The organism is Rhodobacter ferrooxidans (genome assembly GCF_000176015.1).
Classification (GTDB): domain Bacteria; phylum Pseudomonadota; class Alphaproteobacteria; order Rhodobacterales; family Rhodobacteraceae; genus Pseudorhodobacter_B; species Pseudorhodobacter_B ferrooxidans.
Window position 1 is genome coordinate 141,563 of sequence record NZ_ACYY01000002.1, and the last position, 25,252, is coordinate 166,814.

Sequence of the window (25,252 nt, forward strand, 5' to 3'; positions counted from 1 at the left end):
GCGGCAATACCAGACGTCAGATCACAGATTGCCGTCGCGGATGCGCAACTGCCGCGCCCGGGTCAGGATGGCATCCTCGACCGCCTGCGCGGTTTCCGGTGCGACGGCCCCGCCACCGCGCGACACCAGCGCCACGTTCAGCGACCGCGCATCCAGCGCCGGGTCCTGCACATAGACGGTGGCGCGATAGGCCCGCCCACCGCCGGGCGGCGTGCCAAAGCCGGTCACGATCACCCCGGTGAACGGGTCCACCGATTCGATGGGCAGGAAGTTCAGCACATCCAGCGAGGCGTTCCAGATATACTTGTTCACCTCGACCGTGGTGTTGGGGTTGGCCGAGTTCGAGAACAGATCCCAGATCGTTGACCGCGGCTTGTCTTCGCCACTGGCCTTGGCCAGAGCCGCGCGTTGCGCATCGGCGGCCTGCCGGCTGGCAAGCTGCGAATCCGTGGGGATACCGTCGCTCTTGCGGAACAGACCCGAGTCGCCGCTGGCAAAACCACCGCCGCAAGCCGAAAGGGCAAACATGAGGCTGCCCGCGATTGCAGCGCGCGCGAGGTGGTGCAAGCTCATACGTTCCCCCGATTTATTCCCGCCCTGTCTAGCCCAGCGCGCATTGGCGAACAAGACCTTTCCCGAACGCCGCCCCGCCCCTCGCGCACGCGCTTTATATAACGCGACGCTCGGGGTCGCGGTTCCCGGTGCCAAATTCCGGCCAAAACCCACTGTGGCATTGCTGCACCATCGACCACGTGTTTCCGGAACGAACCCAGCCGCGCATTGCAATCCCGACCCCAAAGAACGAAACAGAGGCATACCCACTCGGATTCCCCTGGGCTGGGCCGCACCTTTAAGACAAATGAGGGAAACTATGAAAAAGATTCTTCTTGCTACCACCCTGCTCGTCGCGACCTCGAGCATCGCCGCCGCCGAAGGCCTCGCAGTGACCGGTTCGGTTGATTTCGGCCTGGACTACACCGATGGCGCCCCCGCCGGTTTCGACAACACCACCACCATCATGGAAACCTACCTGACCTTCACCGGTTCGGGTGAAACTGATGGCGGCCTGTCGTTCGGCATGGAAGCCGTTCTGGCCCAGTACGACACCCTGGCTCCGGACTACGTGGATGACGGCACCACCGTTTACATCTCGGGCGCTTTCGGCAAGCTGACCTTCGGCGACGTTGCCGAAGCTGACGAAGTTGCCACCCTGTCCGACCTCGGCGTGACCGGCATTGGCCTGGACAACGTTGCAGAAGCCCTGTCGGGCGACTCGACCGGCTACGGCACCAAGAACGCCATCTCGCACGACGTGAACTACAGCTACGCCACCGGCGGCCTGAGCTTCGCCGTGTCGGCCCGCGTTGGTGAAGCCACCCCGCTTGCCAAGAACGACTCGGCAGCTGTCGGCGTGAAGTACACCTTCGGTGACTACTATGTTGGCGTCGGCTACAACGACACCGATCTGGAAATCGCCTCTTCCGCAGCTGATGGCGCGACCACCTCGGGTTACATCGGTGGCACCATTGGTCCGGTTGGCGTTAAAGCCATGTACTCCAGCTTTGATCCGGAACTCGCTGGTGCTCCGAAAGCCGAAGCCTGGGGCATCACCGCGGACTACAAGATGGACGCTCTGACCCTGACGGCTGCCGTCGCGGACAACGACTTCTCGACCGACACCTCCTACGGTATCGGTGCTGCCTATGACCTGGGCGGCGGCGCTGTCGTGAAGGGCGCTGTCGGTTCGATCGACAACGTGACCCGTGCGCAAGTCGGTATGTCGCTGTCGTTCTGATCTGACGATCGGTTCTACGGAAAGAGCGGGCCTTGTGCCCGCTCTTTTCATTTTTAATACAGGGCTTGTTCGTCACCAGGCTTGGGGGTTTCATGCCGCTGTCCGAAATCCAGACCCGCGTGGCCGCCGCCGCAACCGCCGCAGGCCGTGCGCCAGGGGCGGTGCAGTTGATTGCCGTGTCAAAGGTGCAGCCGCTGACGCGGGTGGTGGCGGTGCTGGAGCAGGGTCATCGGCTATTCGGTGAAAACTACGTGCAAGAGGCTCAGGGCAAATGGCCCGACCTGCGCGCCCGGTTTGGCGCGGTGCAGGTGCACATGATCGGGCCGTTGCAGACCAACAAGGCCAAGGTTGCCGTCGATCTTTTCGACGCCATCCACACGCTCGACCGCCCGTCGCTGGCCGAAAAGCTGGCGCGGCTGGCGCAGGATCGCGGTACCTGCCCGCAGCTTTTCGTGCAGGTCAACACCGGCGCCGAGCCGCAGAAGACCGGGGTGCTGCCCGCTGATGCGGATGCCTTCATTGCCACCTGTCGCGCCATGGACCTGCCGCTGGCCGGGCTGATGTGCATCCCGCCAGAAGGCACCGACAGCACGCCGCATTTCACCGAACTGGCCGCCATCGCCGCCCGCAACGGCCTTGCCGGCCTGTCTATGGGCATGAGCAGCGATTTCGAGGCGGCGATTGCTGCCGGTGCCACCCATGTCCGGGTCGGCAGCGCGATTTTCGGCGCCAGGGCCTGAAGCGCGTCAGGCAAAAGTGGACACCGGTTTTGCCGCCCGACGCGCGAAAATCGCAAGGTTCAGGTCAGCCAGACCCGCGCTTGCGGTGGCAAGGCGATCAGCCCACCGTAAGGCACCACCGGCTGATCCGACAGCGCGTCGTGCAGCCGCGTCACCCCCTTCGCCCGGGCAAAGCTTTCCGGCAGATGCCGCCAATCGTCGGCAAAGTTGAACAGGCACAACACCGTGCCCGCAGGCGCCCGGCGGGCCACGGCAAACACGCCGGGCAGGCCGCAATCCAGGACCTCGGTCGGTGACGCGCCGTGCAGCGCCGGGGTGGCGCGGCGGCGGGTCAGGATGTGGCGGGTGCCGCGGAATACCTTTGCCGCCGGGGTATCGGCGGTTTCGCGAGTGGCGGCCACCGTCCAATCCATCATGGGCCGGTGAATCCAGCGGCTGTCATGTGCGTGGTCGGGCTGGTCCAGATAGCCGTGGTCGTTCAGCATGGCCAGCTCGTCGCCCATGTAGATCAACGGGATACCGCCATAGGCCGCGATCAGTGCGTGCCCCAGCAGGATGCGCTGGATCGCCACCTCGACCCCCGCCGCATCGCCCATAGCCATCGCCTTTTCCAGCCCGGCAAGGCTGGCGAATGTGCCGGAGATTCGCTTGTCGCCGGTGGTTTGGTTCACCTGAAACAGCGCGCCGCGGGCGAAAGAGCCGGGAAAGCTGCCCTCGTAGAAATCCGACAGATAGGTGCGATGCGCGCCGCCGCTGATGCCCAGCGCGTTGGCGTCCTCATCGGTGATGGCCCAGCCGATATCGTCGTGGCAGCGGATATAGGTGGCATAGGTGGCGTTGTTCAGCGTGGCCGGGAAATGGCTGCGCAGCACATGGGTCATCAGGCGGGTGTCGCGGGTGGCCAGCGCGCTCCAGAACTGCACCATCAGGCTGTTGTGATAGGCCAGATTGCCCTCGCGCCCATCGTGCCTGCCGCGGCCAAGGTAGGGCAGCATCTCGGCGGGGGCCACGATCGCCTCCTCCAGATGGATCACCGCCGGGGCCGCGATGCGACTGCACGCCCGCAGCGCCTGCAACAGCATATGCACCTCGGGTTCCGACTGGCAGCGGGTGCCAAGGCGCTTCCACATGAAGGCAACGGCGTCCAGCCGCACCACATCGACGCCGCGATTGGCCAGGTTCAGCATGATCCCGACCATTTCCAGAAACACCTGCGGATTGGCCCAGTTCAGATCCCACTGGTGTTCGTTGAAGGTGGTCCAGACCCATTTGCCGAACTCGGGGTAATGGGTGAAACTGCCCGGCGCATTGTCGGGAAACACCTCGACCAGCGTGCGTTCGAAGCGCTTTGGAAGGCTGTCGTCGTCGAACATCAGGTAGTAGTCCTGATACTTCGGGTCGCCATTGCGGGCCTTCTGCGCCCAGTCGTGTTCCTTGGCGGTGTGGTTCAGCACGAGGTCGATGCACAGGCTGATGCCACGGGCGCGCAGGGCTTTGGCCGTCGCCTCGAAGTCTTCCATCGTGCCAAAGGCCGGGTTGATGGCGCGGTAATCCATCACCGAATAGCCGCCGTCACTGTCGCCGGGGCGGGGTTTCAGGCAGGGCATCAGATGCACATAGGTGATGCCAAGGTCTTGCAAGTAATCAAGCTTTTCCAGGATGCCCGGCAGCGTTCCGGCAAAGCGGTCGATGTAGAACACATAGCCCGCACGGTCGGAACGCTGGAACCAGTCCGGCTCCAGATCGCGTTGCAGGTCCAGATGCCGCAGGTCGGCGGGGCGGGCCTCCCAGGCGGCGCGCAGGGCGCCCAACAGGGCGTCGCGAAAGGTCGGATAGTCGGCGCGATGGCCAAAAAGCGCGTCGAGCATCGGCCAGAGGTCGGGGGCACTGCGGGCGAGCCGCAGGTCGAAGATTTCGTCCACCGCCGCCATCTTTGCCATGGAATCCTCCCGTTTCGCACAAGATAGAGTTTCCAAAGCGGTTTGGAAAGAGGTTATGGCGTGATCATCAGCCTTGTGCCCAGCGTCAGCCGCGGCGCGATCCACATGAGGTCGGTGCGAGAAAAGGCGACACAACCGGCGGTCGGGTAACGCGGCCTGCGCCAGATGTGCACGAAGATCGCAGAACCTTTGCCGGGTGCTGCCATCGGAAAGTTCCAGTCGGTGACCAGCAGCAGATCATACATCGGGTCGGCACGGCTGAGGCGTTCGTGGCTGAAGCGGTGCGGCGCGCGGACCGGGTGATTGTAGGCGGGGTCTCTGGCATCGTCCGACCACAGGTCGCCGGGGCCGATCGGTTGCGCCCAAGCGGGCAGGGTCGCCGCGGCAATCCGGTCCGGGCGGAAAAGCATGCCGACGATATGATGTTGCCCGGCAGGCGTGGCACGGTCGCCTTCGCGCTTTTTCTGCGGCGCCACGATGCCACCGCGACCAACCGAACAGGGGAAATTCCGCCCCTGAAACCGCGCGCCCCAGCGGGATGCAACCAGGTCGGCGGGGCTCACAGCAGGTGCCCCGATTTGGCGGCCTTGGTGGCAAGGTAGGCGGCGTTCTGCTCGGTTTGGCCGACATGCAGCGCCACCCGTTCGGTCACGGTCAGGCCGTTGGCGGCCAGCATCGCCAGCTTGCGCGGGTTGTTGGTCAGCAGGCGCACCGCCGAAAACCCCATCTGCCGCAGCATCCCAGCACCCAGCCGGAAATCGCGCTCGTCGTCTTCGAACCCCAGACGGTGGTTGGCCTGCACGGTGTCAAAGCCTTGATCCTGCAAGGAATAGGCGCGCATCTTGTTGGCAAGGCCGATGCCGCGCCCCTCCTGGTTCAGATACAACAGCACCCCCGCGCCTTCCGCCCCCATCTGCGCCAAGGCCGCGCGCAGTTGCGGGCCGCAATCGCATTTCAGGCTGCCCAGCACGTCGCCGGTGAAACAGGCCGAGTGCAACCGCGCCAGCACCGGGTGCTGCCGGTCGGGGCGACCGATCTCGATGGCATAGTGGTCCTCGCCGCCATCCTCGGGGCGGAACACATGCAGCCGCCCGGCCTGACTGGCCGCCATCGGCAGCCGGGCCGAGATAACCTCGCGCAGCGGCGAGGCGCGGTCAAGCTCGGGCAAAGCCTCGGCCAACGCCAGCAGGGTCAGGTTGCCGCTGGCGGCCAAGGCGGCACCATCGGTCACCGGCAGCACCAGCACCGCAGGCAGCAGATGCGCCGATTTCGCCAGCGCAATCGCGGCGCGGTGCAGGCTGGCAGAGCCGCCGCGCAGGCTGTGGAACGGGCCTTTCATCGGCACCCGCAGGTCATCGGCCGGGTCAGCCATCGCCGCAAGCCAGTCCAGCCCCACATCGTCGCTCAGCGCCAGCCGCACCAGATCGCCGTCATAGGCCGGGGTTTTCAGCGTCTCGGCCCGCCGCGCGGTGATTGCCAGTTCCGGCCGACCCATGCCGCGCAGCGCCTCCAGCCGCGCCGCCGACAGCGCCTCGACCGCCACCACCAGCGCAGCCTGCGGCCCATCGGTCAGCACCACCGGCACGCCCATGCGCAGATCGCCGCGGGCGCGAGTCAGCCGTTCGATGATGCTGGGGGCCAGGGTCATGCGCCGTCCTTTCGCCCCTTGTTTAAAGGGCGCCGCAGCAAATTGAAACATTTCCCCCGCCTGCGACACGTCCGCGTGAGAAATCTGTCGCATATCTTGTCGCAAAGGTGAGCCGGGCGCATGTCTGTCGCACCCAACCGGAGCAATACCATGGCATCCTTGCGAAAAATCCTTCTGGTCGATGACGACGACGACCTGCGCGAAGCCCTCAGCGAGCAATTGGTGATGACCGAGGACTTCGACGTGTTCGAAGCCGCCACCGGGGCCGAGGGCATGGAAAAGGCCAAGGCCGGCCCCTATGATCTGGTGATCCTCGACGTCGGCCTGCCCGACACCGACGGGCGCGAGCTGTGCCGGCGGATGCGCAAGGTCGGGGTAAAATGCCCGATCCTGATGCTGACCGGGCATGATTCGGATGCCGACACCATTCTGGGGCTGGACGCGGGCGCCAACGACTATGTGACCAAGCCGTTCAAGTTTCCGGTGCTGCTGGCACGCATCCGGGCGCAGTTGCGCACGCACGAGCAATCGGAGGATGCGATCTTCCAGCTTGGCCCCTACACCTTCAAACCGGCGCAGAAACTGCTGCTGGATGCCAAGGACAAGAAGATCCGGCTGACCGAGAAAGAGACCAACATCCTGAAGTATCTGTATCGCGCCACACAATCTGTTGTGGCCCGTGATGTGCTGCTGCATGAGGTCTGGGGCTATAACGCCGGGGTGACGACCCATACGCTGGAAACCCACATCTACCGGCTGCGCCAGAAGATCGAACCCGATCCGTCGAACGCGCGGCTGCTGGTCACCGAAAGCGGCGGCTATCGGCTCGTGGCATAAACGCCATACTGCAGTTCGAAAGTGTCTAGCGGACTGGACAGTCGGAGGTTGCAGTGCAACCATGGATTGAAGGCTATGGCGATCTTCTGAAGTTCCCCTTGTCGCGTCGGGGTCATGGCGCGGCTACCTCCCTGTTGGACCTGGCCGGGCGTTTGCCCGGCCGTTTTTTTGGGCGCCCCCCCCGTGGCAGCCCTGCGAATATTCCGGCGTCAGGGGCTTTAATTCCGCTGTTAACTGCTTAAATACCGCAATGACGCAATCTGCGTCGGATTGGGGCAGTGTCCCCTTTGAGGGTTCTTCGAATGAAACTGCGTTCTGGTTTTGTCGGTGTGGCCATGGCGAGCGCTTTGATGGCGGCCCCGGCTTTGGCGCAAGATCTTGCCTTCACGCTGACCAACAACTCCGGCGTCGATCTGACCGAGTTTTATGCCTCGCCGGTGGGCGTTGACAGTTGGGAAGAAGACATTCTGGGCGGCGCGGTGCTGCCTGCCGGGTCGTCGGGGCAGGTGACGATCGGCGATGCCCGCGACGTCTGCGACTATGACCTGCGCATGGTGTTCGCCGATGGCGACGTGATCGAGCAGTCGGGCAACCTTTGCGAAACCGGCAGCTACACGATCAACTGATTGGGCAACTGATCGACCGCCAGGACAGCAATTCAACGCGCCGCGAGCCGCTCGTGGCGCGTTTTCATTTGGCGGCACGGCTGGACCGCAGCGCCGTTTCATGGTGCAAAGGGGCAAAGGAGAACCGCCATGGCCTTCACCCTTGCCACCTGGAACATCAACTCGGTGCGGTTGCGCGAGGGGTTGGTGGCGCGGCTGATGGCCGAGGAAGCGCCCGACATCCTGTGTTTGCAGGAATGTAAAAGCCCGGTGGACAAGATCCCGCTGGAGCAGTTTCAGGCGCTGGGCTACCGCTACATGGTGGCGCGCGGCCAGAAGGGCTACAACGGCGTGGCCATCCTGTCGAAACTGCCGATCATGGATGCAGGCGACCGGGATTTCGCGTCGATGGGCCATGCGCGGCATGTGGCGGCACGGCTGGAGAACGGCGTGACCATCCACAACTGCTATGTGCCCGCGGGCGGCGACATTCCCGACCGCGACCAGAACGAAAAATTTGGCCAGAAGCTGGATTTCCTGACCGAGATGCGCGACTGGTGCCGTTGGGAAAAGCCCGACCGCGCCATTCTGGTGGGCGATCTGAACATCGCCCCGCGCGAGGATGACGTGTGGAGCCACAAGGCGCTGCTGAAGATCGTATCGCACACGCCCATCGAGGTGGATCATCTGACCGCGGTGATGGAGGCGGGTTCCTGGGTCGATGTGACCCGCGCCGATATCCCCGAAGGCCCGCTTTATAGCTGGTGGAGCTACCGCGCCGCCGAATGGGGCGCTGCCGACAAGGGCCGCCGGTTGGACCATATCTGGGCCACGCCGGATATCGCCAGCGCCGCCCATTCCAGCCGCATCCTGCGCGCCGCGCGGGGCTGGCAGCAGCCCAGCGACCACGCGCCGGTGTTCGCGACCTTCGATCTTTGAAGCGCATTCCGAAAAGTGTGACGCGGTTTTCGGATGGAATGCGCGCAAACTGATGGAGCCGAAGCCTCTTGGCCTTTCGCGGCGTGATGCGCATATAGGGGCAAAGCCACAGACCCATGAGGAAATGATGTTCGGAATTGGTGACAAACCGCTGGCCAACGGTGCCGCAGCCACGCTGATCAAGGACGGCAATGAGGCCAGCTTCATGGTCGATGTGATCGACGCCAGCAATGACGTGCCGGTGATCGTCGATTTCTGGGCGCCGTGGTGCGGGCCGTGCAAGACGCTTGGCCCGGCGCTGGAGGCGGCGGTCACGGCGGCGGGCGGCAAGGTCCGCATGGTCAAGATCAACGTCGATGAAAATCAGGCGATTGCCGCGCAACTGCGGATCCAGTCGATTCCCACCGTCTATGCCTTCTGGCAGGGCAAGCCCGCCGATGGCTTTCAAGGCGCGTTGCCGCCGTCCGAGGTGAAGAAATTCGTCGATAAAATCGCGGCGCTGGCGGGCGACGGCGGGCTGGCCGAGGCTTTGGAGGCCGCCGAAGCCATGCTGACCGAAGGCGCCGTGGTCGATGCCGCCGAAACCTTTGCCGCCATCCTGGGCGAAGAGCCGGGCAATGCCGCCGCCTATGGCGGGCTGATCCGCTGCCACATCGCTTTGGGCGAGCTGGATCAGGCGCAAGCCTTCGCCGATGCCGCCCCCCCGGCGATCACCAAGGCCAAGGAGATCGAGGCCGCCCGCGCGCAGATCGAACTGGCGCGGCAGGCCGCCAACGCAGGCCCGGAGGCCGAGTTGCAGGCCGCCGTTCAGGCCAACCCCGACGACCCGCAGGCGCGGTTCGATCTGGCGCTGGCGCTGCATGCCGCGGGCAAGGTGGAAGCCGCGGTGGACGAATTGCTGGAGCTGTTCCGCCGCGACCGCGAATGGAACAACGGCGCCGCCCGCACTCAGCTTTTCACCATTTTCGAGGCGCTGAAACCACAAGATCCGATTGTGCTGAAAGGTCGCCGCCGGTTGTCGTCGATGATATTTGCCTGACCGCCGATCCGGTCTAGGTTGGGGCACATGATGAAAGCCACAGACCTGCCCGAAACCTTGCCCCTGTTCCCGTTGCCCGGGGCGCTGCTGTTGCCGCGCGCCCGGCTGCCGCTGCATATCTTCGAGCCACGCTATTTGCAGATGATCGAGGATTGCCTGAAAACCGGCCCGCGGCTGATCGGCATGATCCAGCCGCGCGAAGTGCCCAATGGCCAGGGCGAGCGCCGGTTGCAGGCCATTGGCTGTGCAGGAAGGCTGACCGGGTTTTCCGAAACCGAGGATGGGCGTTACATGGTGACGCTGTCGGGCATCTCGCGGTTCCGGCTGCTGCAGGAAACCGCCGGGGCGGTGCCCTACCGGCGCGGCTCGGTCGATTGGGCACCTTTCGCCCGCGATCTGGGCAGCGTCGAGGAGGACAAGGGCTTTCGCCGCGAACCGTTCATGGCGCTGCTGGGGCGCTATTTCGCGGCGATGCAGCTTTCAACCGACTGGGGCAGCCTGAAGGATGCCGAGGTGGAAATGCTGATCAACTCCTTGTCGATGCTGTGCCCCTTTGCCCCCGAGGACAAACAGGCGTTGCTGGAGGCGCCGTCGCTGACCACGCGGCGCGAGACGCTGGTGACGCTGATGGAATTTGCTTTGCGCGGCGGTGGCGAAGACGAGGTGATGCAATGACCGACCCCGAACCGCCCCGCGACGCCGCGGTGTTCGACCGCCGCATGCTGGAGGCGCTGGTCTGCCCGGTCAGCCATGCCGTGCTGGCCTATGACGCCGACCGCGGCGAGCTGGTGTCCAAGGCCGCCAATCTGGCGTTTCCGATCCGCGATGGCATTCCGATCATGCTGGTGTCGGAAGCCCGCCAGGTCGGCTGATGGCCGAAAGCCGGGGGTTTCACACCCCCTGCGCGGCCCGTGGGATATATTTGCTAAGGTGAATGTGGGCTTGGGTTCAGATGGCTTGCCCGGCCAGCAGCCTTGGCAGATCGCCACTCAGCCCGGCTGCCTGCCGGATGAAGCGGCGGCGCAGGAACGGCAGGGCGTTTACCAGGCCAAGGCCCAGGTCGCGCCCGGTTCGCAGGATCGGATTGTCGTTGGAAAACAGCCGGTTGATGCTGTCCATTCCCAAGGCAAGGGCTGTGCTGTCGAACCGGCGCCATTCCTGATAACGGTCCAGCACATCGGCGGCACCGATATCCTCGCCGCGCCGGGAGGCTTCGATCAGCACCTGCGCCAGGGCGGCCACATCACGCAAGCCGAGGTTCAGGCCCTGCCCGGCGATGGGATGGACGCCGTGGGCGGCATCACCCACCAGCGCCACGCGCGGCGCGACAAAGCTGTTGGCCAGTGTCAGGTTCAAGGGGTAGGTAAAGCGCGCGCCGGCCAGCGCGATCTCGCCCAGAAAATCGCCGAAACGCGGGCGCAGGGCGGCAAGGTAGTCGGCATCCGACAGCGTCTGAATGGCGGCGGCATTGGTGTCGGTCTCGCTCCAGACGATCGAGGAATGGTGGCCACCTGGCAGCGGCAGAATCGCCAGCGGGCCTGCGGGCATGAAGAACTGATGTGCTACGCCATGGTGCGGTTTGGCATGGGCAATGGCGGTGACAAGCGCGGTCTGGCCATAGCCCCAGCCGGTGCGCTTGATGCCCGCGCGCTGCGCCACGCCGCTTTGGCGACCATCGCAGCCGACCAGCAGCCGGGCGGCAAGGCTTTGCCCCGAGGCCAGGGTGATGCGGACACCGCCGGGGGTAACCTCTTGTCCTACAACGGTTTCACCCGACATCAGGGTGATGTTCGGGTCGGCCTGCATGGCCTGAAGGAAGGCCGCATAGAGGAAGCGATCCTCCAGCATGAAGCCCATCGGGCCTTCGTCGATCTCGGCGGAATCGAAGGTCAGGAAGAACGGTGCCGGGCCGCGACCGGCAATGCCGTCGCTGGTCTTGATCTGCAGGATCGGCTGGGCGTTGGCCAGCACCGCCTGCCAGACCCCCAGCACCGTCAGCAGCCGCTTGGAGGCGATGGCCAGTGCATAGGCCCGGCCGTCAAACCCGGCCTCGGTCCGCAAGGGTGCCGGCCGCGCGTCGATCACGGTGACGCGCAAGCCCCCCGAGGCCAGCGCCAGGGCCAGCGCCGGGCCGTTCAGCCCGCCCCCGGCGATCAGGATATCGGTGTCATGTGTCATGGGCCAAATATGGCGGTGCGGGCGGGATTGTCCATGGGCCAGCATGGCGTTAGCCTTCACGCCGGTGCGATCAGGGGGACGGGGATGCGCGGAAACTGGCTGGCAATGACGGCGGGCGATCTGGGGCGCGGCATCGGCGCCGGTGAAATTCACCCGGTGGAGTTGACCGAGGCGTTTCTGGAGGCAATTGCCGCGCACCCGTTGGGGCCGCGGATCTATGCCCGCACCTCGCCGGACCGGGCGCGCAGTGCGGCGATGGCGGCGGCGCGGCGGGTCAAGGAGGGCAACCGGATCGGCCTGCTGGACGGGGTGCCGCTGTCGTGGAAAGACCTGTTCGACAGCGCCGGGGTGGCGACCGAGGCAGGCTCGGCGCTGCTGGCAGGTCGGGTGCCTGCGCGCGATGCCGAGGTGTTGGAGGTGGCGTCGCTGCAGGGGCTGGTCTGCCTGGGCAAGACCCACATGTCGGAACTGGCGTTCTCGGGCCTCGGGCTGAACCCGGTGACCGCCACGCCGCCATGCGTCAATGATGCGGCGGCGGTGGCGGGCGGGTCGTCATCGGGGGCGGCCACTTCCGTGGCCTTTGGGCTGGCCCCGGCGGCGATCGGGTCGGACACCGGCGGGTCGGTGCGGATCCCGGCGGCGTGGAACGATCTGGTCGGGCTGAAGACCACGCATGGGCGGCTGTCGCTGCAGGGCGTGGTGCCGCTGTGCGAGAAGTTCGACACGGTGGGGCCGCTGGCGCGCAACGTCGAGGATTGCGCGCTGCTGCTGGGCGCGCTGGAGGGGCGGCGGGCGGCGGATCTGACCGGGGCCAGCCTTGGCGGGGCGCGGCTGCTGATGCTGGAGACCCTGGCGCTGGATGATTTGCGCGACGCCCCGGCGCGCGGGTTCGAGGCTGCCGTGGCGCGGCTGGCAGCAGCAGGGGCGCGGATCGAGCGAGGCGTGGTGCCGGAAGTGGTCGAAGCCATGGAACTGGCGGGGATCCTTTTCACCCCCGAGGCATACGGCATCTGGGCCGAGGTGATCGAAGCCGCACCGCAGTTGATGTTTCCACGGATCCTGGAGCGGTTCAGGTCCGGCGCGTCGGTGAAGGCGGCGGACTACGTGGCCGGATGGCGGCGGCTGGAGGTGTTGCGCAAGGTCTGGGCGGAACGGACGGCGGGATATGATGCGGTGATCCTGCCGACCTCGGCGATCCTGCCGCCGCAGGCGCAGCGGCTGATGCAGGACGCGGCCTATTTCGTGGCCGAGAACCTGTTGGCGCTGCGCAACACAAGGATCGGCAACATGTTCGGGTTGTGCGTGCTGACGCTGCCGACCGGTCAGGTGTCCTGCGGCATCAGCCTGATGGCGGCGCCGGGGCAGGAGGAACGGCTGCTGCGGCTGGGGGCTGCGGCAGAGCGGGCGCTCGTCCCTTCCTGACGGTCGGTCCTCGCTTTGGTCAGCGAAGAAGCCTGGCAGGGCTGATGAGCGGCGGTGCAAGGGCGAAAAAGTCACATTTGCAGCGGGCAAGCCTAGGGCGCGCTTGGGTTTTTCTGGACCGACGGCCCGAGACTGGCTATCGTGCGACAAAACGGGGCGATACGACCCCGGCAGATGAGGCGGCAATGGTTTTTCCCGAGCGGTTTTCGAACCTGCCTGATTACGCGTTTCCGCGCCTGCGGAAGCTGTTGGATGCGCATGCGCCGGGCGGCGCGCCGATCACCATGACCATCGGCGAGCCGCGCCATCCGATGCCGGATTTCGTCGGCCCGGTGCTGGCGGCCAACCTGGACGGCTTTGGCGTTTACCCGCCCAATGACGGCACGCCGGAACTGCTTGCGGCCATCGCCGGTTGGATCAAGCGCCGCTATGGCGTCGGCCTGACCGAGGACCGGCTGATGGCGCTGAACGGCACCCGCGAGGGTCTGTTCAACGCCGCGGTGGCGCTGTGCCCGGAACTGAAGAACGGCAAGCGGCCGGTGGTGCTGATGCCGAACCCGTTCTATCAGGTCTATGCGGTGGCGGCCCTCGCCGTGGGGGCCGAGCCGGTCTATGTGCCCGCCACCGCCGCCAACGGCTTCCTTCCCGACTATGCCGCCCTGCCGCGTGACGTGCTGGACCGGGTGGCGATTGCCTATCTGTGCTCGCCTGCCAATCCGCAAGGGGCTGTGGCCAGTGCCGAGTATTGGGCAAGCCTCATGGCCTTGGCGGAAAAGCACGATTTCCGCATCTTCGCCGACGAATGTTATTCCGAGATCTGGCGCAGCGCGCCGCCGGTGGGGGCGCTGGATGTGGCGGATTCGGTGGGGGCTGACCCCGAGCGGGTGTTCGTGTTCCACTCGCTGTCCAAACGCTCGAACCTGCCGGGGCTGCGGTCTGGCTTTGTGGCGGGCGGCGTGCAGGGCATTGCGGCGATGCGCAAGCTGCGGGCATTTGCTGGCGCACCGCTGCCGCTGCCGATCCAGCGGGTGTCCGAGGTGGCCTGGGCCGATGAGGACCATGTGACCGCCAGCCGGGCGCTCTATCAGGAAAAGTTTGCGCTGGCCGATCAGGTGTTTGCCGGGATGCAGGGCTATTCCGGCCCCGAGGGCGGGTTTTTCCTGTGGCTGCCGGTCGCTGATGGCGAGGCCGCCACGATGAAGCTGTGGCTTGAAACCGGCGTGCGGGTTCTGCCCGGCGCCTATCTTTCGCGCGACGTGGCCGGGGACAACCCCGGCAAGGGTTACATAAGGGTGGCTTTGGTCGCCCCAAAAGACGAAATGCAGCGCGGGCTGATCAGGCTGCGCGACTGCCTTTATCAGTGAGGACCATTCGGCATGGCATCTTATCAGGCGCGGCGGCGTGAACCTCTTGTGGACCAGGACACGCAGGCAATGCTGGAACGCCGGGGGCGCGAGCTTCTGGGGGTGGTGCTGTTGCTGGCGGCACTGGCCTTCGTGGCGCTTCTGGGCAGTTATTCGCCGCAGGATCCCGGCTGGATGGTGGCGACGGATGAACCTGCCAGCAACCTGCTGGGCCGGTTTGGCGCTGCCGTCGCCTCGACCCTGATGATCATCGGCGGGCTGGGGGCTTGGGCCATTCCGGCAGTGCTGGCGGCCTGGGGGCTGCGGTTCGTGACGCATCGGGGCAGCGAGCGGGCGCTGGGCCGGGTGGTGTTTGCGGTGATCGGCGTGGCGCTGGCCTCGGTGTTTGCCGCGACCCATGTGCCGGGGGCCGACTGGCCACATTCGTTTGGTCTGGGCGGGTTGTTCGGTGATACCGTGCTGGGGGCGATGCTGGGAGTGGCCCCGATCGAGGCCACCTTTGGGTTGAAGCTGATGTCGCTGCTGGCCGGGTTGGCGCTGCTTGCGATGGGGCTGTTTGTCACCGGCTTTGATCGGGGCGAGTTGCAGGCGATCCTGCGGTTCCTGCTGCTGGGGCTGGTGAAGGGCTATGCCGGGATGATGACGCTGGCCGGGCGTGGGGCTTCGGGCACCGCTTCGGCGGCCAAAGCCTTTCAGGAACGCCAGCGGGCGCGCCGCGAGGAAGCCGCCGCCGCTCAGGCGGTGGTGGCCGAGCGGCGGCTTGACAGCGAGCCGCTGATCGAACGCCGTGGCGAGGCGCTGGCGGCGATGCAGCCACAGCCGCTGCGGGTGCGTGGCGGTCTGGTGGCCGAGGATAGGCATGCCGCCGTGCTGCGCGGCGATGCGCGGGCCGAATATGCCGTGCCGCCGCTGACAGCACCCAAGGAAAAGCTGGGTCTGCTGGCGCGGATGCCGCAACTGATGCGGCGGGTGGTCGAACCTGCGGCGCCGGAGTTTTCGGCCGGGGTCGATATCAGCGATCTGCCGACCGACGAGCGGATCAAGGCACGGATCACCGACGTTATCCGCTCTCGCGTGCGCCAGACCGGGCCGCTGGCACCGCCGATGTCACCGATCAGCGCCGCGATTGCCCGGCGTGAACCGGCGGTCAGCCGGATGCGGGCCGAGCCGCCAGTGGTGGCCGCAGCGCCCGTGGTGGCCGCAGCACCGCTGGAAGATGCGATGCCGCTGGTGGACGACGATGCCTGGGATTCCGCCAATTTCGAGCCGGATTATGACCCGACGCCAGTGATCGCCCTGCCGAAACTGACCGCTGACCGCCGCGTGGTGCAGCCGGTTGCCAAGAAGGCCGCCACCCCCTCGCGTCAGGCCACCGCCGAAGCGCAACCCCGCTTGCGCTTCGATGACCAGCAACCGGCCTATGAACTGCCCCCCTTGGGCCTTTTGTCCAACCCGGCCAATATCCAGCGCCACCAGCTTTCGGTCGAGGCGCTGGAAGAAAATGCCCGGATGCTGGAATCGGTGCTGGATGACTACGGCGTCAAGGGCGAGATCGTGTCGGTGCGCCCCGGTCCGGTGGTGACGATGTATGAACTGGAACCGGCGCCGGGGCTGAAGGCCAGCCGGGTGATCGGGCTGGCCGATGATATCGCCCGCAGCATGTCGGCGCTGTCGGCGCGGGTATCCACGGTGCCGGGGCGCACGGTGATCGGGATCGAGCTGCCCAACGTCCACCGCGAAAAGGTGGTGCTGCGCGAGATCCTGTCCGCCCGCGATTTCGGCGACAGCTCGATGCGGCTGCCGCTGGCGCTTGGCAAGGATATCGGCGGCGAGCCGATCATTGCCAACCTGGCCAAGATGCCCCACCTGCTGATTGCGGGCACCACCGGTTCGGGCAAGTCGGTCGCCATCAACACCATGATCCTGAGCCTGCTTTACAAGCTTTCCCCCGAGGAATGTCGCCTGATCATGATCGACCCGAAGATGCTGGAACTGTCGGTCTATGACGGTATCCCGCACCTGCTTTCCCCGGTCGTCACCGACCCCAAGAAGGCGGTCGTCGCCCTGAAATGGGTGGTGGGCGAGATGGAGGAACGCTATCGCAAGATGTCCAAGCTGGGCGTGCGCAACATCGAAGGCTACAACGGCCGGGTGCGCGAGGCGCTGGCCAAGGGCGAGATGTTCAAGCGCACCATCCAGACCGGCTTTGACGAGGATACCGGCGAGCCGGTGTTCGAAACCGACGAATACCAGCCGGTCACCGTGCCCTATATCGTGGTGGTGGTCGATGAAATGGCCGACCTGATGATGGTGGCCGGCAAGGAGATCGAGGCCTGTATTCAACGGCTTGCGCAGATGGCGCGGGCGAGCGGCATCCATCTGATCATGGCAACGCAGCGGCCCTCGGTCGATGTGATCACCGGCACGATCAAGGCCAACTTCCCGACCCGGATCAGCTTTCAGGTGACCAGCCGGATCGACAGCCGCACCATCCTGGGCGAGCAGGGGGCGGAACAACTGCTGGGCATGGGCGACATGCTCTATATGGCGGGCGGCGCAAAGATCACCCGGATTCACGGGCCGTTCGTGTCGGATGAAGAGGTCGAGGAAATCGTCAACCACCTGAAATCCTACGGCCCGCCGGTCTATATGTCGGGTGTGGTTGAAGGCGTGGACGACGACAAGGAAGGCGATATCGACCTGGTGCTGGGGCTTGGCGGCGACGGGGCCGACGATACGCTGTATGATCAGGCGGTGGCCGTGGTGGCCAAGGACCGCAAGTGTTCGACCTCCTACATTCAGCGCAAGCTGGGGATCGGCTACAACAAGGCAGCGCGGCTGGTGGAGCAGATGGAGGAAAACCATGTGGTCACCACCGCCAACCATGTCGGCAAGCGCGAGATCCTGCTGCCCGAGCATTGAGAAAGGGCGGGGTTGCCCCCGCCCGATCTGTCACACCAAGGCAGGATAATCCGTCAGCCCCTTGGCGCCGCCACCATAAAGCGTGGTGGCGTCCAGCGGGTTCAGGGCTGCATCGCGGCGCAGCCGTTCCACCAGATCGGGGTTGGCGATGAACGGCCGCCCGAAAGCCACCAGATCGGCACGGCCCGAGGCCACGGCGTCCATCGCCATCGCCCGGGTATAGCCGTTGTTGGCGATATAGACCCCCTTGAACCGACGGCGCAGCGCGTCGATGTCCTGCCCCGGCGCCAGATCGCGGCTGCCGCCGGTCTGACCCTCGACCATGTGCAGATAGGCCAGCCCGGCCTTGTCCACCAGATCGACCGCGGCTTCGAACAGTGGCACCGGGTTGCTGTCGCTGATGCCGTTGGCGTTGGAAAACGGGCTGAGGCGGATGCCGACATGGCCCGCATCCCAGGCGCCAACCACTGCCGCCAGCACCTCGGCCAGAAACCGGGTGCGGTTTTCGATCGGGCCGCCATAGGCGTCGGTGCGGGTGTTCGAGCCGTCACGCAGGAACTGGTCGATCAGATAGCCGTTGGCGGCGTGAATCTCGACCCCGTCAAAGCCTGCTGCGCGGGCGTTGCGGGTGGCCTGCGCATAGTCGGCCACAATGCGGGCAATGGCCGCGATCTTCAGCGCCCGTGGTTCCGAGGTGGGCAGGAACTGCGTGCCGTCAAAGGTCTTGGTGGCGGCGGTGATTGCCGAAGGGGCCACCGGCGCCTTGCCGTCGGGTTGCAGCACGGTATGCGACACCCGGCCGACATGCCAAAGCTGGATCACGATCTTGCCGCCCTTGGCATGCACCGCATCCGTCACCTTGCGCCAACCCGCGATCTGCGCCGGCGAATAGATGCCCGGCGTCCAGGCATAACCCTTGCCCTCGGGCGAGATTTGCGCGGCCTCGGTGATGATCAGCCCGGCGGTGGCGCGCTGGGCATAGTATTCGGCGTGCAATTCGGTGGGCGTGTCATCCTCGTGCCGCGCCCGGTTGCGGGTCAACGGCGCCATGACGATGCGGTTGGCGAGGCTGATCGCCCCCACTTGCAGCGGCGAGAACAGTGTCTGGTCAGGCATGGAATTTCCTTTGATCCGGGTCGAAGGGTGACCCCCACGGTGCAGCTAATCACTTTCCCCGCCGGTTTGAAGGCGCGGCTCATGCCAATGTGATCGGCAAGGCCGGGCCATTGCGCGATGCCGGGGGGTGCGAAGGCGGAATGGATCGCCTATATTGCGGCCATGAACATTCGCATTGCCCTGCTGGCCCCGCTTGCCCTGATCGCCTTTGCCGCCCCGGCGCTGGCCGAGAAAATTCCGCTGGCGAAAATTTCCAGCTACCTCAACGGTCTGACAACCGCCGAGGCCGAGTTTACCCAGATCAACGGCGACGGCTCGATCACTTCGGGGCGGCTTTACATCAAGCGTCCGGGGCGGGTGCGGTTCGAATATGCCCCACCCGACAAAAGCCTGGTGATGGCGGGGGGCGGTCAGGTGGCGATTTTCGATGCCAAATCGAACCAGCCGCCGGAACAATACCCCCTCGCGCGCACGCCGCTGAACCTGATCCTGGCGGCGAATGTCGATCTGGGGCGGGCGAAGATGGTGACCGGCCACAGCGAAGATGGCACCAGCACCCGTGTGCAGGCGCAAGACCCCGAACACCCGGAATACGGCTCGATCGAGATGGTGTTCACCGCCAACCCGACCGAGTTGCGCCAGTGGGTGATCACCGATGACGGCGGCAACCAGACCACGGTGATCCTGGGCGAGATGTCCAAGGGCGGCAGTTACCCCGCGTCGCTGTTCAACATCACCACCGAGACCAGCAAGCGGCTGCGCTAAGCCTTACCGCCGACAGCTTTGCAACTGCGCGGCATAGGTTTCGGCGCGCATCGCCACGCGGTCGGCAACCTCCAGGAGCCAGGCCTTGTCGTTGTAGCTGCCATTGGCAAAACCGGTGCGGCCTTCGTGATAGGCCAGATACTGGTTGCGGGCGTCAGCCTTGGAAATGCCCAAGGTCGCCGCGGATTCGTCCATATACCAGCCCATGAAATCGGTGGCATCGGCGATGCGGTCGCGCTTGGCGCTGCGGCGGTGCTGGTCGCGCTGGTATTCCTCCCAGGTGCCGTCCAGCGCCTGACTGTAGCCATAGGCCGAGCTTTGCCGCCCCATCGGAATGATGCCCAGCGCAAAGCGGTGCGGGGTGCGGGCGTTGCCGACGAATTTCGATTCCTGATGGATCGCCGCCATCTGCACCGCCATCGGGATACCCCAGCGGCGCTCGGTGCTTTTCATCGCCCGGGCATATTCGGGCCGCTCGCGCAGGATGGCGCAGGCGTTATCCAGGTCACGGGGCGCCGAAAACTTGCCGCCCCCGCCACAGGAGGCGAGGAATATCAACAGGATCGACGCACGGAGAAGTCTGCTCATCTGCCCCTCGCACGTTTGTTTTTCTGCACGATAGGGCAAAAGAACGGCTGGGGAAATGGGGCGTGCGGCAATTTCAGATCAGAAAAGCGAGAGTGAGCGGCAAGGACACAATCGAGATCAGCGTCGAGACGATGACCAGCCCCGCCACCGCATCGGCATCGGCGCCGTATTTCTCGGCCAGCATGTAGGAGGTGACGGCGACCGGGGTGGAAAGCTGCACGATCATCACGGCGAAAGCCACTGGCTCCAGCCCGAACGCCCAGCCCACCGCGATGGCCACGCCAATGCAGATTGCCACCCGCAACCCGGCCAGCCAGACCCCGCGACCCAGCCTGCCCGGTGTCAGCCGCGCCATCGCAACCCCCAGCGTGATCAGCATCAGCGGAATTGCCAGTTGCCCCACCATGTCCAGCGACCGGGTCAGCCAGAGCGGGGTTTGCCAGCCCTGCCACAGGAACAAGGCGCCCAGCAGCGTGCCCGCCGTAGCCGGCTCGCGCAGTGCCCGCAGCACCGAGCCGCCGCCCGCCACCAGCCAGATGCCGAAGGTAAAGCTGAGGATCACCATCACCGCAAAGATCACCACGGCATAGCCCAGACCGGCCTCGCCAAAGGCAAAAAGCGCCAGTGGCAGGCCCAGATTGCCGGTGTTGCCAAAGATCAGCGGTGCCAGATAGGTGCGGGTTTCCAGGCGCATGACCCGGGTGATGCCCCAGAACGCCGCCGTCAGCCCGGCATATCCGGCCAGTGCCGCCAGCGACACCGTGGCCAGCGCCTGCGGGTCCAGCCTGGTTTTCATCAGCGCGGTGAAGATCAGGCAGGGCACTGCCAGGGTCATCGACAGCCGGGTCACGAACTCCAGCCGGTATTCGAAGCCAAGCCGCACCCAGACAAAGCCGGTCAGCGCCAGCGCCGCCACCGGTGCCACAATTCCCAGCACTGTCAGGATGAGGTCCACAGACTGTTTCCCCGAAATTCGATCTGCCAGATGGACAATCCACCCCGTGCGGGATTAGTTAGAGTTGTCGGGGGACGCAACATCATGCTTAAGACGCAGGCCAAATACCATCTGGGGCAGGTGCTTCGGCACCGCAAACACCCGTTCCGTGGCGTGGTGTTCGATGTGGACGCGATGTTTTCCAATACCGAGGAATGGTATGAGAACATCCCCGAGGAAAGCCGCCCGCGCCGCGATCAGCCGTTCTATCACTTGCTGGCCGAAAACGACCAAAGCTATTACGTGGCTTATGTTTCGGAACAAAATCTGGTGCCGGACGAAACCGGCGAGCCGGTCGATCACCCGGATCTGGGCGATCTGTTCGGGGATTTTCAGGATGGCCGCTATCCGTTGCAGTTTCAGTTGAACTGAGCTTGCGGAAGCCGGGGGGTTTCACACCCCCCGGACCCCCCGTGGGATATTTGCGCTCAGGTGAAATCAGTAGCCCAGCGCGCACCCGTCCTTGCGCGGGTCTGAGGCACCCTGCAACACGCCGCTGTCGTCGATCAGGATCGCTTGCGCGCCGCCCAGCGGTTCGTCGGGGATGTGGACGGCGTGGCCCAGTTCGGCCAGCCTTGCGTGAACCTGGGGCGGGTAGCCGCGCTCGACCGCAAGGCCCTCGGGGCTGGCAAAGCAGCGGGGGGCGTCGATGGCAGCCTGCGGGTGCAGGCCGAAATCGACCATGTTGGTCAGAAACCGCACATGGCCGGTGGGCTGGTAGCTGCCGCCCATCACCCCGAAGGGCATGGTGACGCGCCCGCCCTGCCGCAACATGCCGGGAATGATGGTATGCATCGGCCGCTTGCCGCCCGCAGCCTCGTTCGGGTGGCCGGGGGTCAGGCAGAAACCGGCGCCGCGGTTCTGGAAGGTCAGGCCGAACCTGCGCGAGGCCAGCCCGGTGCCAAAACCCCAGTAAACCGAATAGATCAGCGACACCGCCATGCGGTCGCGGTCCACCACGGTGACATAGACGGTATCGCGGTGCACAGCCTCGGTCAGCGGGGCGGCGGCGGGCAGGGCGCGGTTGGGATCGATCAGCACCGCCAGCCGCGTTGCGGTTTCGGGTGCCAGCATATGCGCCAGCCGGGTGGTGTGGTCGGCATCTGCGACAAAGCGGTTGCGGGCGTCATAGGCCAGCTTGGCGGCCTCGGCCTCCAGATGCGCGCGGGCGGCGCCGAAAGGGGCCAGCGCGGCAAGGTCGAACTGTTTCAGGATGTTCAGCATCAGCAGGGCGGTGGCGCCCTGACCGTTCGGCGGATGTTCAAGCAGTTCGGTGCCGTGGTAAAGGCCGCCGATCGGGTCGGTGTAAGTGCAGGCGGTGTCAGCGAAATCCTGCAGAGTGTGGCTGCCGCCAAGGGCTTGCAGCGAGGTCACCAGGTCTTCGGCCACCTCGCCTTCATAAAACCCGGCGCGCCCTTGGGCGGCGATGCGGCGCAACACCTTTGCCTGGCCCGGGGCGCGGAACACCTGGCCCACGCGCGGTGCCTGCCCGTTCAGAAGATAGAAGTCGCGGGCCGCACCTTGCAGGATTGCGGCGTCATCGGCCCAGTCGCGGGCAGTGCGCGGCGCCACCGGCACGCCTTCGTCGGCGTAGCGGATCGCCGGAGCGAAGGTCTGCGTCAGGTCCTGGCTGCCCCAATCGGCGGCGAGGCGGCAGAAGGCATCGACGGCGCCGGGAATGGTGATCGCCTCGATCCCGCGCAGCGGCGCCGCAGTCAGACCGCGCGCACGCATGTCCGCCGCCGAAAGCCCAGCCGGGGCGCGGCCCGAGCCGTTCAGCGCCACAACGCGATCTTCGCCGGCAGGTTTCAGCAGGATGAAACAATCGCCGCCAAGCCCGCACATTGGCGGTTCGCAGATACCCAGCAGGGCTGCGGCGGCAAGGGCGGCATCGACCGCGTTACCTCCGGCCTGCAGGGTGTCGATCGCCACTTTGGCGGCCAAAGGGTGCGATGTGGCACAGATTCCGTTGCTGGCAAAAACGGCAGAACGGCCCGGAAGCTGGAAATCGCGCATCAAATCCCCCTGTTGTGGCGCAGCCTAAGCGGCACAGAGTGGATTTCCAAGCGGGGAAGGAACCTCGGTACCGCGATCTGGGTGGGGGCAAACGATCACGGCACCGAGGGAAGCTTTATGCAGCTACGCCTTCTATATGGCTGCTGTGTGCGGCAGGTTTAGGGGGAAATTTAGGCAAAGTTGCGTCCTTTTCACGAGTCGGGCTTTTCGCCAGTTGGATTTTTCGCAAGATCGGCGGTCATGGGGCAGGGCGTCGTGCGTCCAACCGGAAGCTCAAGTGGTTGCGACCATCAGACCGCCGATAGCGCAGGTTGCGCGACAGGGCGCGAATCATGTGCCAGCCAAAGCCGCCCTCGGGCAGGTCTTCGCGCGCCGCAGCCGGATGTGGCACCCCAGCCGGCAATACGCCACCCGGCATCGGCGCACCCTGGTCCTCGATCTGACACAGCAGGTCGGCCCTTTGCCGTCGCAGGCTGACCCTGATCACACCATCACCGCCCGCATAGGCATGTTCGACAATATTGTTCAACGCCTCGGCCAAAACGATCTGGGCAACGCCGCGTTCGGTTTCTGGCATGGCGCGCAAAACCGGCATGTCGAACAACGCGCGCAGGCCGTCGCGCACCGCCATCGGATCGGCGCGGATGACAATTCGGGCTTGATCGGCCGCCTCCTGCGGCACAAGGCGGCGAAGGCTGTCACCCGGCATCGCGCAGACCGGGCTGGCCACGGTCCGGCACGGCGGGATGGATGGTGAATACCGAATCCATCCGGGTCAGGCGGAACACCTTCTGCACCGTCGGCGTCAGCCCGGCCAGTTCCAGCTTGCGGTCCGGTCCCAGCGCCTTCATCACCGCCACCACGGCACCAAGGCCCGAGCTGTCCAGAAAGCTGACGCGCGACAGATCCAGCAGCACCCGCCGGGTCGGGGCTTCGGTGATTTCGCGCATGCGATCCTTGAACTGGATGGCACCCGCGGCATCAATCCGGTCGCCCATCGCGGTCACGATCAGAAGATCGCCGCGCTGCTCTGCTTTCAGGTCCATAACCCAACTCCTGCTGATCATTACCCCCGCAGACTAGGGCCGCTTCGTTAGGATTTGGTAAGCGCCACTCCGACCTTTCGCTTTCTCCTTTGAACAAATATCCTCGGGGGGTCCGGGGGGCAGACGGCCCCCCGGCTTTCTTGGGAAATCGGCCATGACACTGGACTACGACGATCTCGACTCCCGCCTGCATGCCTTGTGCCACGGCGAGACCGATGTGGTGGCGTTGATGGCGACGGTGGCCTGCGAGGTGCACCAGACGCACCCGCTGGCCGACTGGACCGGGTTCTACCGGGTGGTCGGGCCAAAGCTTTTGAAGATCGGTCCCTATCAGGGCGGGCATGGCTGTCTGGTGATTCCGTTCTCGCGCGGGGTTTGCGGGGCGGTGGCGCGCAGCGGCAAGGCGTTGAATGTGCCGGATGTCGAGGCGTTTCCAGATCATATCGCCTGCGCTTCAACCACGCGGTCGGAACTGGTGCTGCCGGTGTGGAACGGCGCCGGGGCCTTGCTGGGGGTGCTTGATCTGGACAGCAACACTCCGGCTGCCTTTACCGCCGAGGACGAGGCGCGGCTGACGGCAATTCTGGCGGATATTTTCCGCGACGCTTCCTGATGGTGGGTGACGGGATCAGCGATGCGGTGCCGTTCGGGCTGCCGCGGCTGGCCTGTCGGCAAGGACGGATTGCGCCAAATGCGGCCTATGCCGATCTGGGCCTGGCGCTGCCTGCGGCGTTGCTGAGGGCGGTGCCTCAGCGGCAGGCGGAGTTCATGGCAGGCAGGCTCTGTGCCGCGCTGGCGTTGCGAGACCTCGGGGCCGAGTCGGTCGAGGTGGCGGTGAACCCCGACCGCAGCCCGTGCTGGCCGGTGGGGTTTGTAGGCTCGATCAGTCATAGCGGCGACCAGGTGGTGGCGGTGGTGGCGAAGGCGGGCGACTATCGGCGGCTGGGAGTGGATATCGAGCCGCTGATGCCCGAGGCGCAGTCCCGCGATCTGGCCGAAACCTTGCTGGCGCCGGTGGATGCCGCGTTCTGCCCGGCGGGCGTGGGTTTTGCCGCTTTCGTGACGCTGGTGTTTTCGGCCAAGGAGGCGTTTTACAAGGCGCTGTCAGCCGATCTGGGGCGGATCATCGGTTTTCACGAGGTGCGGCTGTGCGGCATCGCGCCGGGCGAGGTGCGGCTGGCGCTGGTGCCCGGGTTGGGCGGGGCAGAGCATCGGCTGCACTATCGCTGGGCGGACGGCATCTGTCTGACGCTGCTGGCAGAGCCCTGCGGCGGATAGGGCGGACGCTCCGCGGGGGA

The 25,252-nt window shown here is 65.5% G+C and carries 26 protein-coding genes; 15 read left to right on the plus strand and 11 right to left on the minus strand.

Translation table 11 applies throughout. The annotated features are described in order from the left end of the window. Positions 1 to 21 precede the first annotated feature (21 nt). Positions 22 to 573, minus strand: a complete 552-nt coding sequence (locus RSW2DRAFT_RS02190; protein ID WP_008027602.1) for a DUF3576 domain-containing protein — start codon at positions 571 to 573, stop codon at positions 22 to 24. Positions 574 to 871: 298 nt separating this feature from the next. On the opposite strand from RSW2DRAFT_RS02190, the gene RSW2DRAFT_RS02195 reads away from it, so the two are divergent. Together RSW2DRAFT_RS02195 and RSW2DRAFT_RS02200 are read left to right on the plus strand one after the other, a co-directional pair. Next, entirely contained in the window at positions 872 to 1,795 is a 924-nt protein-coding gene (locus RSW2DRAFT_RS02195; RefSeq protein ID WP_008027605.1) for a porin, read from the plus strand. A 92-nt stretch (positions 1,796 to 1,887) separates the two neighbouring features. Next, positions 1,888 to 2,535: a YggS family pyridoxal phosphate-dependent enzyme gene (locus tag RSW2DRAFT_RS02200; protein WP_008027607.1), complete on the plus strand. Its 648-nt coding sequence runs from the start codon at positions 1,888 to 1,890 to the stop codon at positions 2,533 to 2,535. Positions 2,536 to 2,594: 59 nt separating this feature from the next. On the opposite strand, the gene RSW2DRAFT_RS02205 is transcribed toward RSW2DRAFT_RS02200, so the two are convergent. Genes RSW2DRAFT_RS02205 through ribA form a run of 3 tightly spaced genes read right to left on the minus strand, consistent with a single transcriptional unit; the run spans position 2,595 to position 6,123 of the window. After that, positions 2,595 to 4,475, minus strand: a complete 1,881-nt coding sequence (locus RSW2DRAFT_RS02205; protein ID WP_008027609.1) for an alpha-amylase family protein — start codon at positions 4,473 to 4,475, stop codon at positions 2,595 to 2,597. A gap of 53 nt (positions 4,476 to 4,528) precedes the next feature. Then, complete coding sequence (locus tag RSW2DRAFT_RS02210) at positions 4,529 to 5,038, minus strand: L,D-transpeptidase family protein (RefSeq protein WP_008027610.1); 510 nt, start codon at positions 5,036 to 5,038, stop codon at positions 4,529 to 4,531. Next, positions 5,035 to 6,123, minus strand: coding sequence for a GTP cyclohydrolase II (gene ribA, locus RSW2DRAFT_RS02215; protein WP_008027612.1), 1,089 nt, complete (start codon positions 6,121 to 6,123; stop codon positions 5,035 to 5,037). Before ribA ends, RSW2DRAFT_RS02210 begins: the two co-directional genes overlap by 4 nt. Before the next feature lie 150 nt (positions 6,124 to 6,273). On the opposite strand from ribA, the gene RSW2DRAFT_RS02220 reads away from it, so the two are divergent. The 6 genes from RSW2DRAFT_RS02220 (at position 6,274) to RSW2DRAFT_RS02245 (ending at position 10,415) form a co-directional block, all read left to right on the plus strand. Continuing rightward, positions 6,274 to 6,960 carry a response regulator transcription factor gene (locus tag RSW2DRAFT_RS02220; protein WP_008027614.1) on the plus strand — a complete coding sequence of 229 codons (687 nt, stop codon included), beginning with the start codon at positions 6,274 to 6,276 and terminating at the stop codon, positions 6,958 to 6,960. Between the two features lie 302 nt (positions 6,961 to 7,262). Further along, a complete protein-coding gene (locus RSW2DRAFT_RS02225) occupies positions 7,263 to 7,586 on the plus strand; it encodes a hypothetical protein (protein WP_008027618.1) in 324 nt (107 codons plus the stop codon). Between the two features lie 129 nt (positions 7,587 to 7,715). After that, positions 7,716 to 8,504, plus strand: a complete 789-nt coding sequence (locus RSW2DRAFT_RS02230) for an exodeoxyribonuclease III (RefSeq protein ID WP_008027619.1) — start codon at positions 7,716 to 7,718, stop codon at positions 8,502 to 8,504. A gap of 127 nt (positions 8,505 to 8,631) precedes the next feature. Next, entirely contained in the window at positions 8,632 to 9,543 is a 912-nt protein-coding gene (trxA, locus tag RSW2DRAFT_RS02235; protein WP_008027621.1) for a thioredoxin, read from the plus strand. A 27-nt stretch (positions 9,544 to 9,570) separates the two neighbouring features. Next, on the plus strand, positions 9,571 to 10,218 hold the full coding sequence (locus tag RSW2DRAFT_RS02240; RefSeq protein ID WP_008027623.1) for an LON peptidase substrate-binding domain-containing protein: 648 nt from the start codon (positions 9,571 to 9,573) through the stop codon (positions 10,216 to 10,218). Next, positions 10,215 to 10,415: a Trm112 family protein gene (locus RSW2DRAFT_RS02245; protein ID WP_008027624.1), complete on the plus strand. Its 201-nt coding sequence runs from the start codon at positions 10,215 to 10,217 to the stop codon at positions 10,413 to 10,415. The genes RSW2DRAFT_RS02240 and RSW2DRAFT_RS02245 overlap by 4 nt, the downstream gene beginning before the upstream one ends. Positions 10,416 to 10,491: 76 nt before the next feature. On the opposite strand, the gene RSW2DRAFT_RS02250 is transcribed toward RSW2DRAFT_RS02245, so the two are convergent. Then, the gene (locus RSW2DRAFT_RS02250) at positions 10,492 to 11,721 is read right to left on the minus strand and encodes an FAD-dependent monooxygenase (protein WP_040671425.1); all 1,230 of its coding nucleotides are present in this window, start codon (positions 11,719 to 11,721) and stop codon (positions 10,492 to 10,494) included. An 84-nt stretch (positions 11,722 to 11,805) separates the two neighbouring features. On the opposite strand from RSW2DRAFT_RS02250, the gene RSW2DRAFT_RS02255 reads away from it, so the two are divergent. From RSW2DRAFT_RS02255 to RSW2DRAFT_RS02265, 3 genes are all read left to right on the plus strand, one after another. After that, on the plus strand, positions 11,806 to 13,143 hold the full coding sequence (locus RSW2DRAFT_RS02255; protein WP_008027628.1) for an amidase: 1,338 nt from the start codon (positions 11,806 to 11,808) through the stop codon (positions 13,141 to 13,143). 185 nt (positions 13,144 to 13,328) lie between these two features. Next, complete coding sequence (locus RSW2DRAFT_RS02260) at positions 13,329 to 14,507, plus strand: aminotransferase class I/II-fold pyridoxal phosphate-dependent enzyme (RefSeq protein ID WP_008027630.1); 1,179 nt, start codon at positions 13,329 to 13,331, stop codon at positions 14,505 to 14,507. 12 nt (positions 14,508 to 14,519) lie between these two features. Beyond that, entirely contained in the window at positions 14,520 to 17,429 is a 2,910-nt protein-coding gene (locus RSW2DRAFT_RS02265; protein ID WP_008027632.1) for a DNA translocase FtsK, read from the plus strand. A 30-nt stretch (positions 17,430 to 17,459) separates the two neighbouring features. On the opposite strand, the gene RSW2DRAFT_RS02270 is transcribed toward RSW2DRAFT_RS02265, so the two are convergent. After that, positions 17,460 to 18,545: an alkene reductase gene (locus RSW2DRAFT_RS02270; RefSeq protein ID WP_008027634.1), complete on the minus strand. Its 1,086-nt coding sequence runs from the start codon at positions 18,543 to 18,545 to the stop codon at positions 17,460 to 17,462. A gap of 162 nt (positions 18,546 to 18,707) precedes the next feature. Between RSW2DRAFT_RS02270 and RSW2DRAFT_RS02275 the strand changes: the two genes are divergently transcribed. After that, entirely contained in the window at positions 18,708 to 19,310 is a 603-nt protein-coding gene (locus RSW2DRAFT_RS02275) for a LolA family protein (RefSeq protein WP_040671461.1), read from the plus strand. A gap of 3 nt (positions 19,311 to 19,313) precedes the next feature. Here RSW2DRAFT_RS02275 and RSW2DRAFT_RS02280 read toward each other — a convergent pair whose 3' ends face one another. Together RSW2DRAFT_RS02280 and RSW2DRAFT_RS02285 are read right to left on the minus strand one after the other, a co-directional pair. Then, positions 19,314 to 19,898, minus strand: coding sequence for a transglycosylase SLT domain-containing protein (locus RSW2DRAFT_RS02280; RefSeq protein ID WP_008027637.1), 585 nt, complete (start codon positions 19,896 to 19,898; stop codon positions 19,314 to 19,316). Between the two features lie 73 nt (positions 19,899 to 19,971). Continuing rightward, on the minus strand, positions 19,972 to 20,853 hold the full coding sequence (locus tag RSW2DRAFT_RS02285) for an AEC family transporter (protein ID WP_008027639.1): 882 nt from the start codon (positions 20,851 to 20,853) through the stop codon (positions 19,972 to 19,974). Positions 20,854 to 20,937: 84 nt separating this feature from the next. Between RSW2DRAFT_RS02285 and hspQ the strand changes: the two genes are divergently transcribed. Beyond that, the gene (hspQ, locus tag RSW2DRAFT_RS02290) at positions 20,938 to 21,264 is read left to right on the plus strand and encodes a heat shock protein HspQ (RefSeq protein WP_008027641.1); all 327 of its coding nucleotides are present in this window, start codon (positions 20,938 to 20,940) and stop codon (positions 21,262 to 21,264) included. Between the two features lie 66 nt (positions 21,265 to 21,330). On the opposite strand, the gene RSW2DRAFT_RS02295 is transcribed toward hspQ, so the two are convergent. The 3 genes from RSW2DRAFT_RS02295 to RSW2DRAFT_RS02305 all read right to left on the minus strand — a co-directional run bounded on the left by RSW2DRAFT_RS02295 (position 21,331) and on the right by RSW2DRAFT_RS02305 (position 23,954). Further along, positions 21,331 to 22,908 carry a gamma-glutamyltransferase family protein gene (locus tag RSW2DRAFT_RS02295; RefSeq protein ID WP_008027644.1) on the minus strand — a complete coding sequence of 526 codons (1,578 nt, stop codon included), beginning with the start codon at positions 22,906 to 22,908 and terminating at the stop codon, positions 21,331 to 21,333. Positions 22,909 to 23,146: 238 nt separating this feature from the next. After that, a complete protein-coding gene (locus RSW2DRAFT_RS02300; RefSeq protein ID WP_008027645.1) occupies positions 23,147 to 23,617 on the minus strand; it encodes an ATP-binding protein in 471 nt (156 codons plus the stop codon). Next, a complete protein-coding gene (locus tag RSW2DRAFT_RS02305; RefSeq protein ID WP_008027646.1) occupies positions 23,607 to 23,954 on the minus strand; it encodes an STAS domain-containing protein in 348 nt (115 codons plus the stop codon). Before RSW2DRAFT_RS02305 ends, RSW2DRAFT_RS02300 begins: the two co-directional genes overlap by 11 nt. A 160-nt stretch (positions 23,955 to 24,114) precedes the next feature. Here RSW2DRAFT_RS02305 and RSW2DRAFT_RS02310 point away from each other — a divergent pair, with 160 nt between their 5' ends. Together RSW2DRAFT_RS02310 and RSW2DRAFT_RS02315 are read left to right on the plus strand one after the other, a co-directional pair. Continuing rightward, positions 24,115 to 24,567, plus strand: coding sequence for a GAF domain-containing protein (locus RSW2DRAFT_RS02310; RefSeq protein WP_040671464.1), 453 nt, complete (start codon positions 24,115 to 24,117; stop codon positions 24,565 to 24,567). Beyond that, positions 24,567 to 25,232 (plus strand): 4'-phosphopantetheinyl transferase family protein, encoded by a 666-nt coding sequence (locus tag RSW2DRAFT_RS02315; protein WP_008027650.1) that lies wholly within the window; start codon positions 24,567 to 24,569, stop codon positions 25,230 to 25,232. Before RSW2DRAFT_RS02310 ends, RSW2DRAFT_RS02315 begins: the two co-directional genes overlap by 1 nt. Positions 25,233 to 25,252 lie beyond the last annotated feature (20 nt).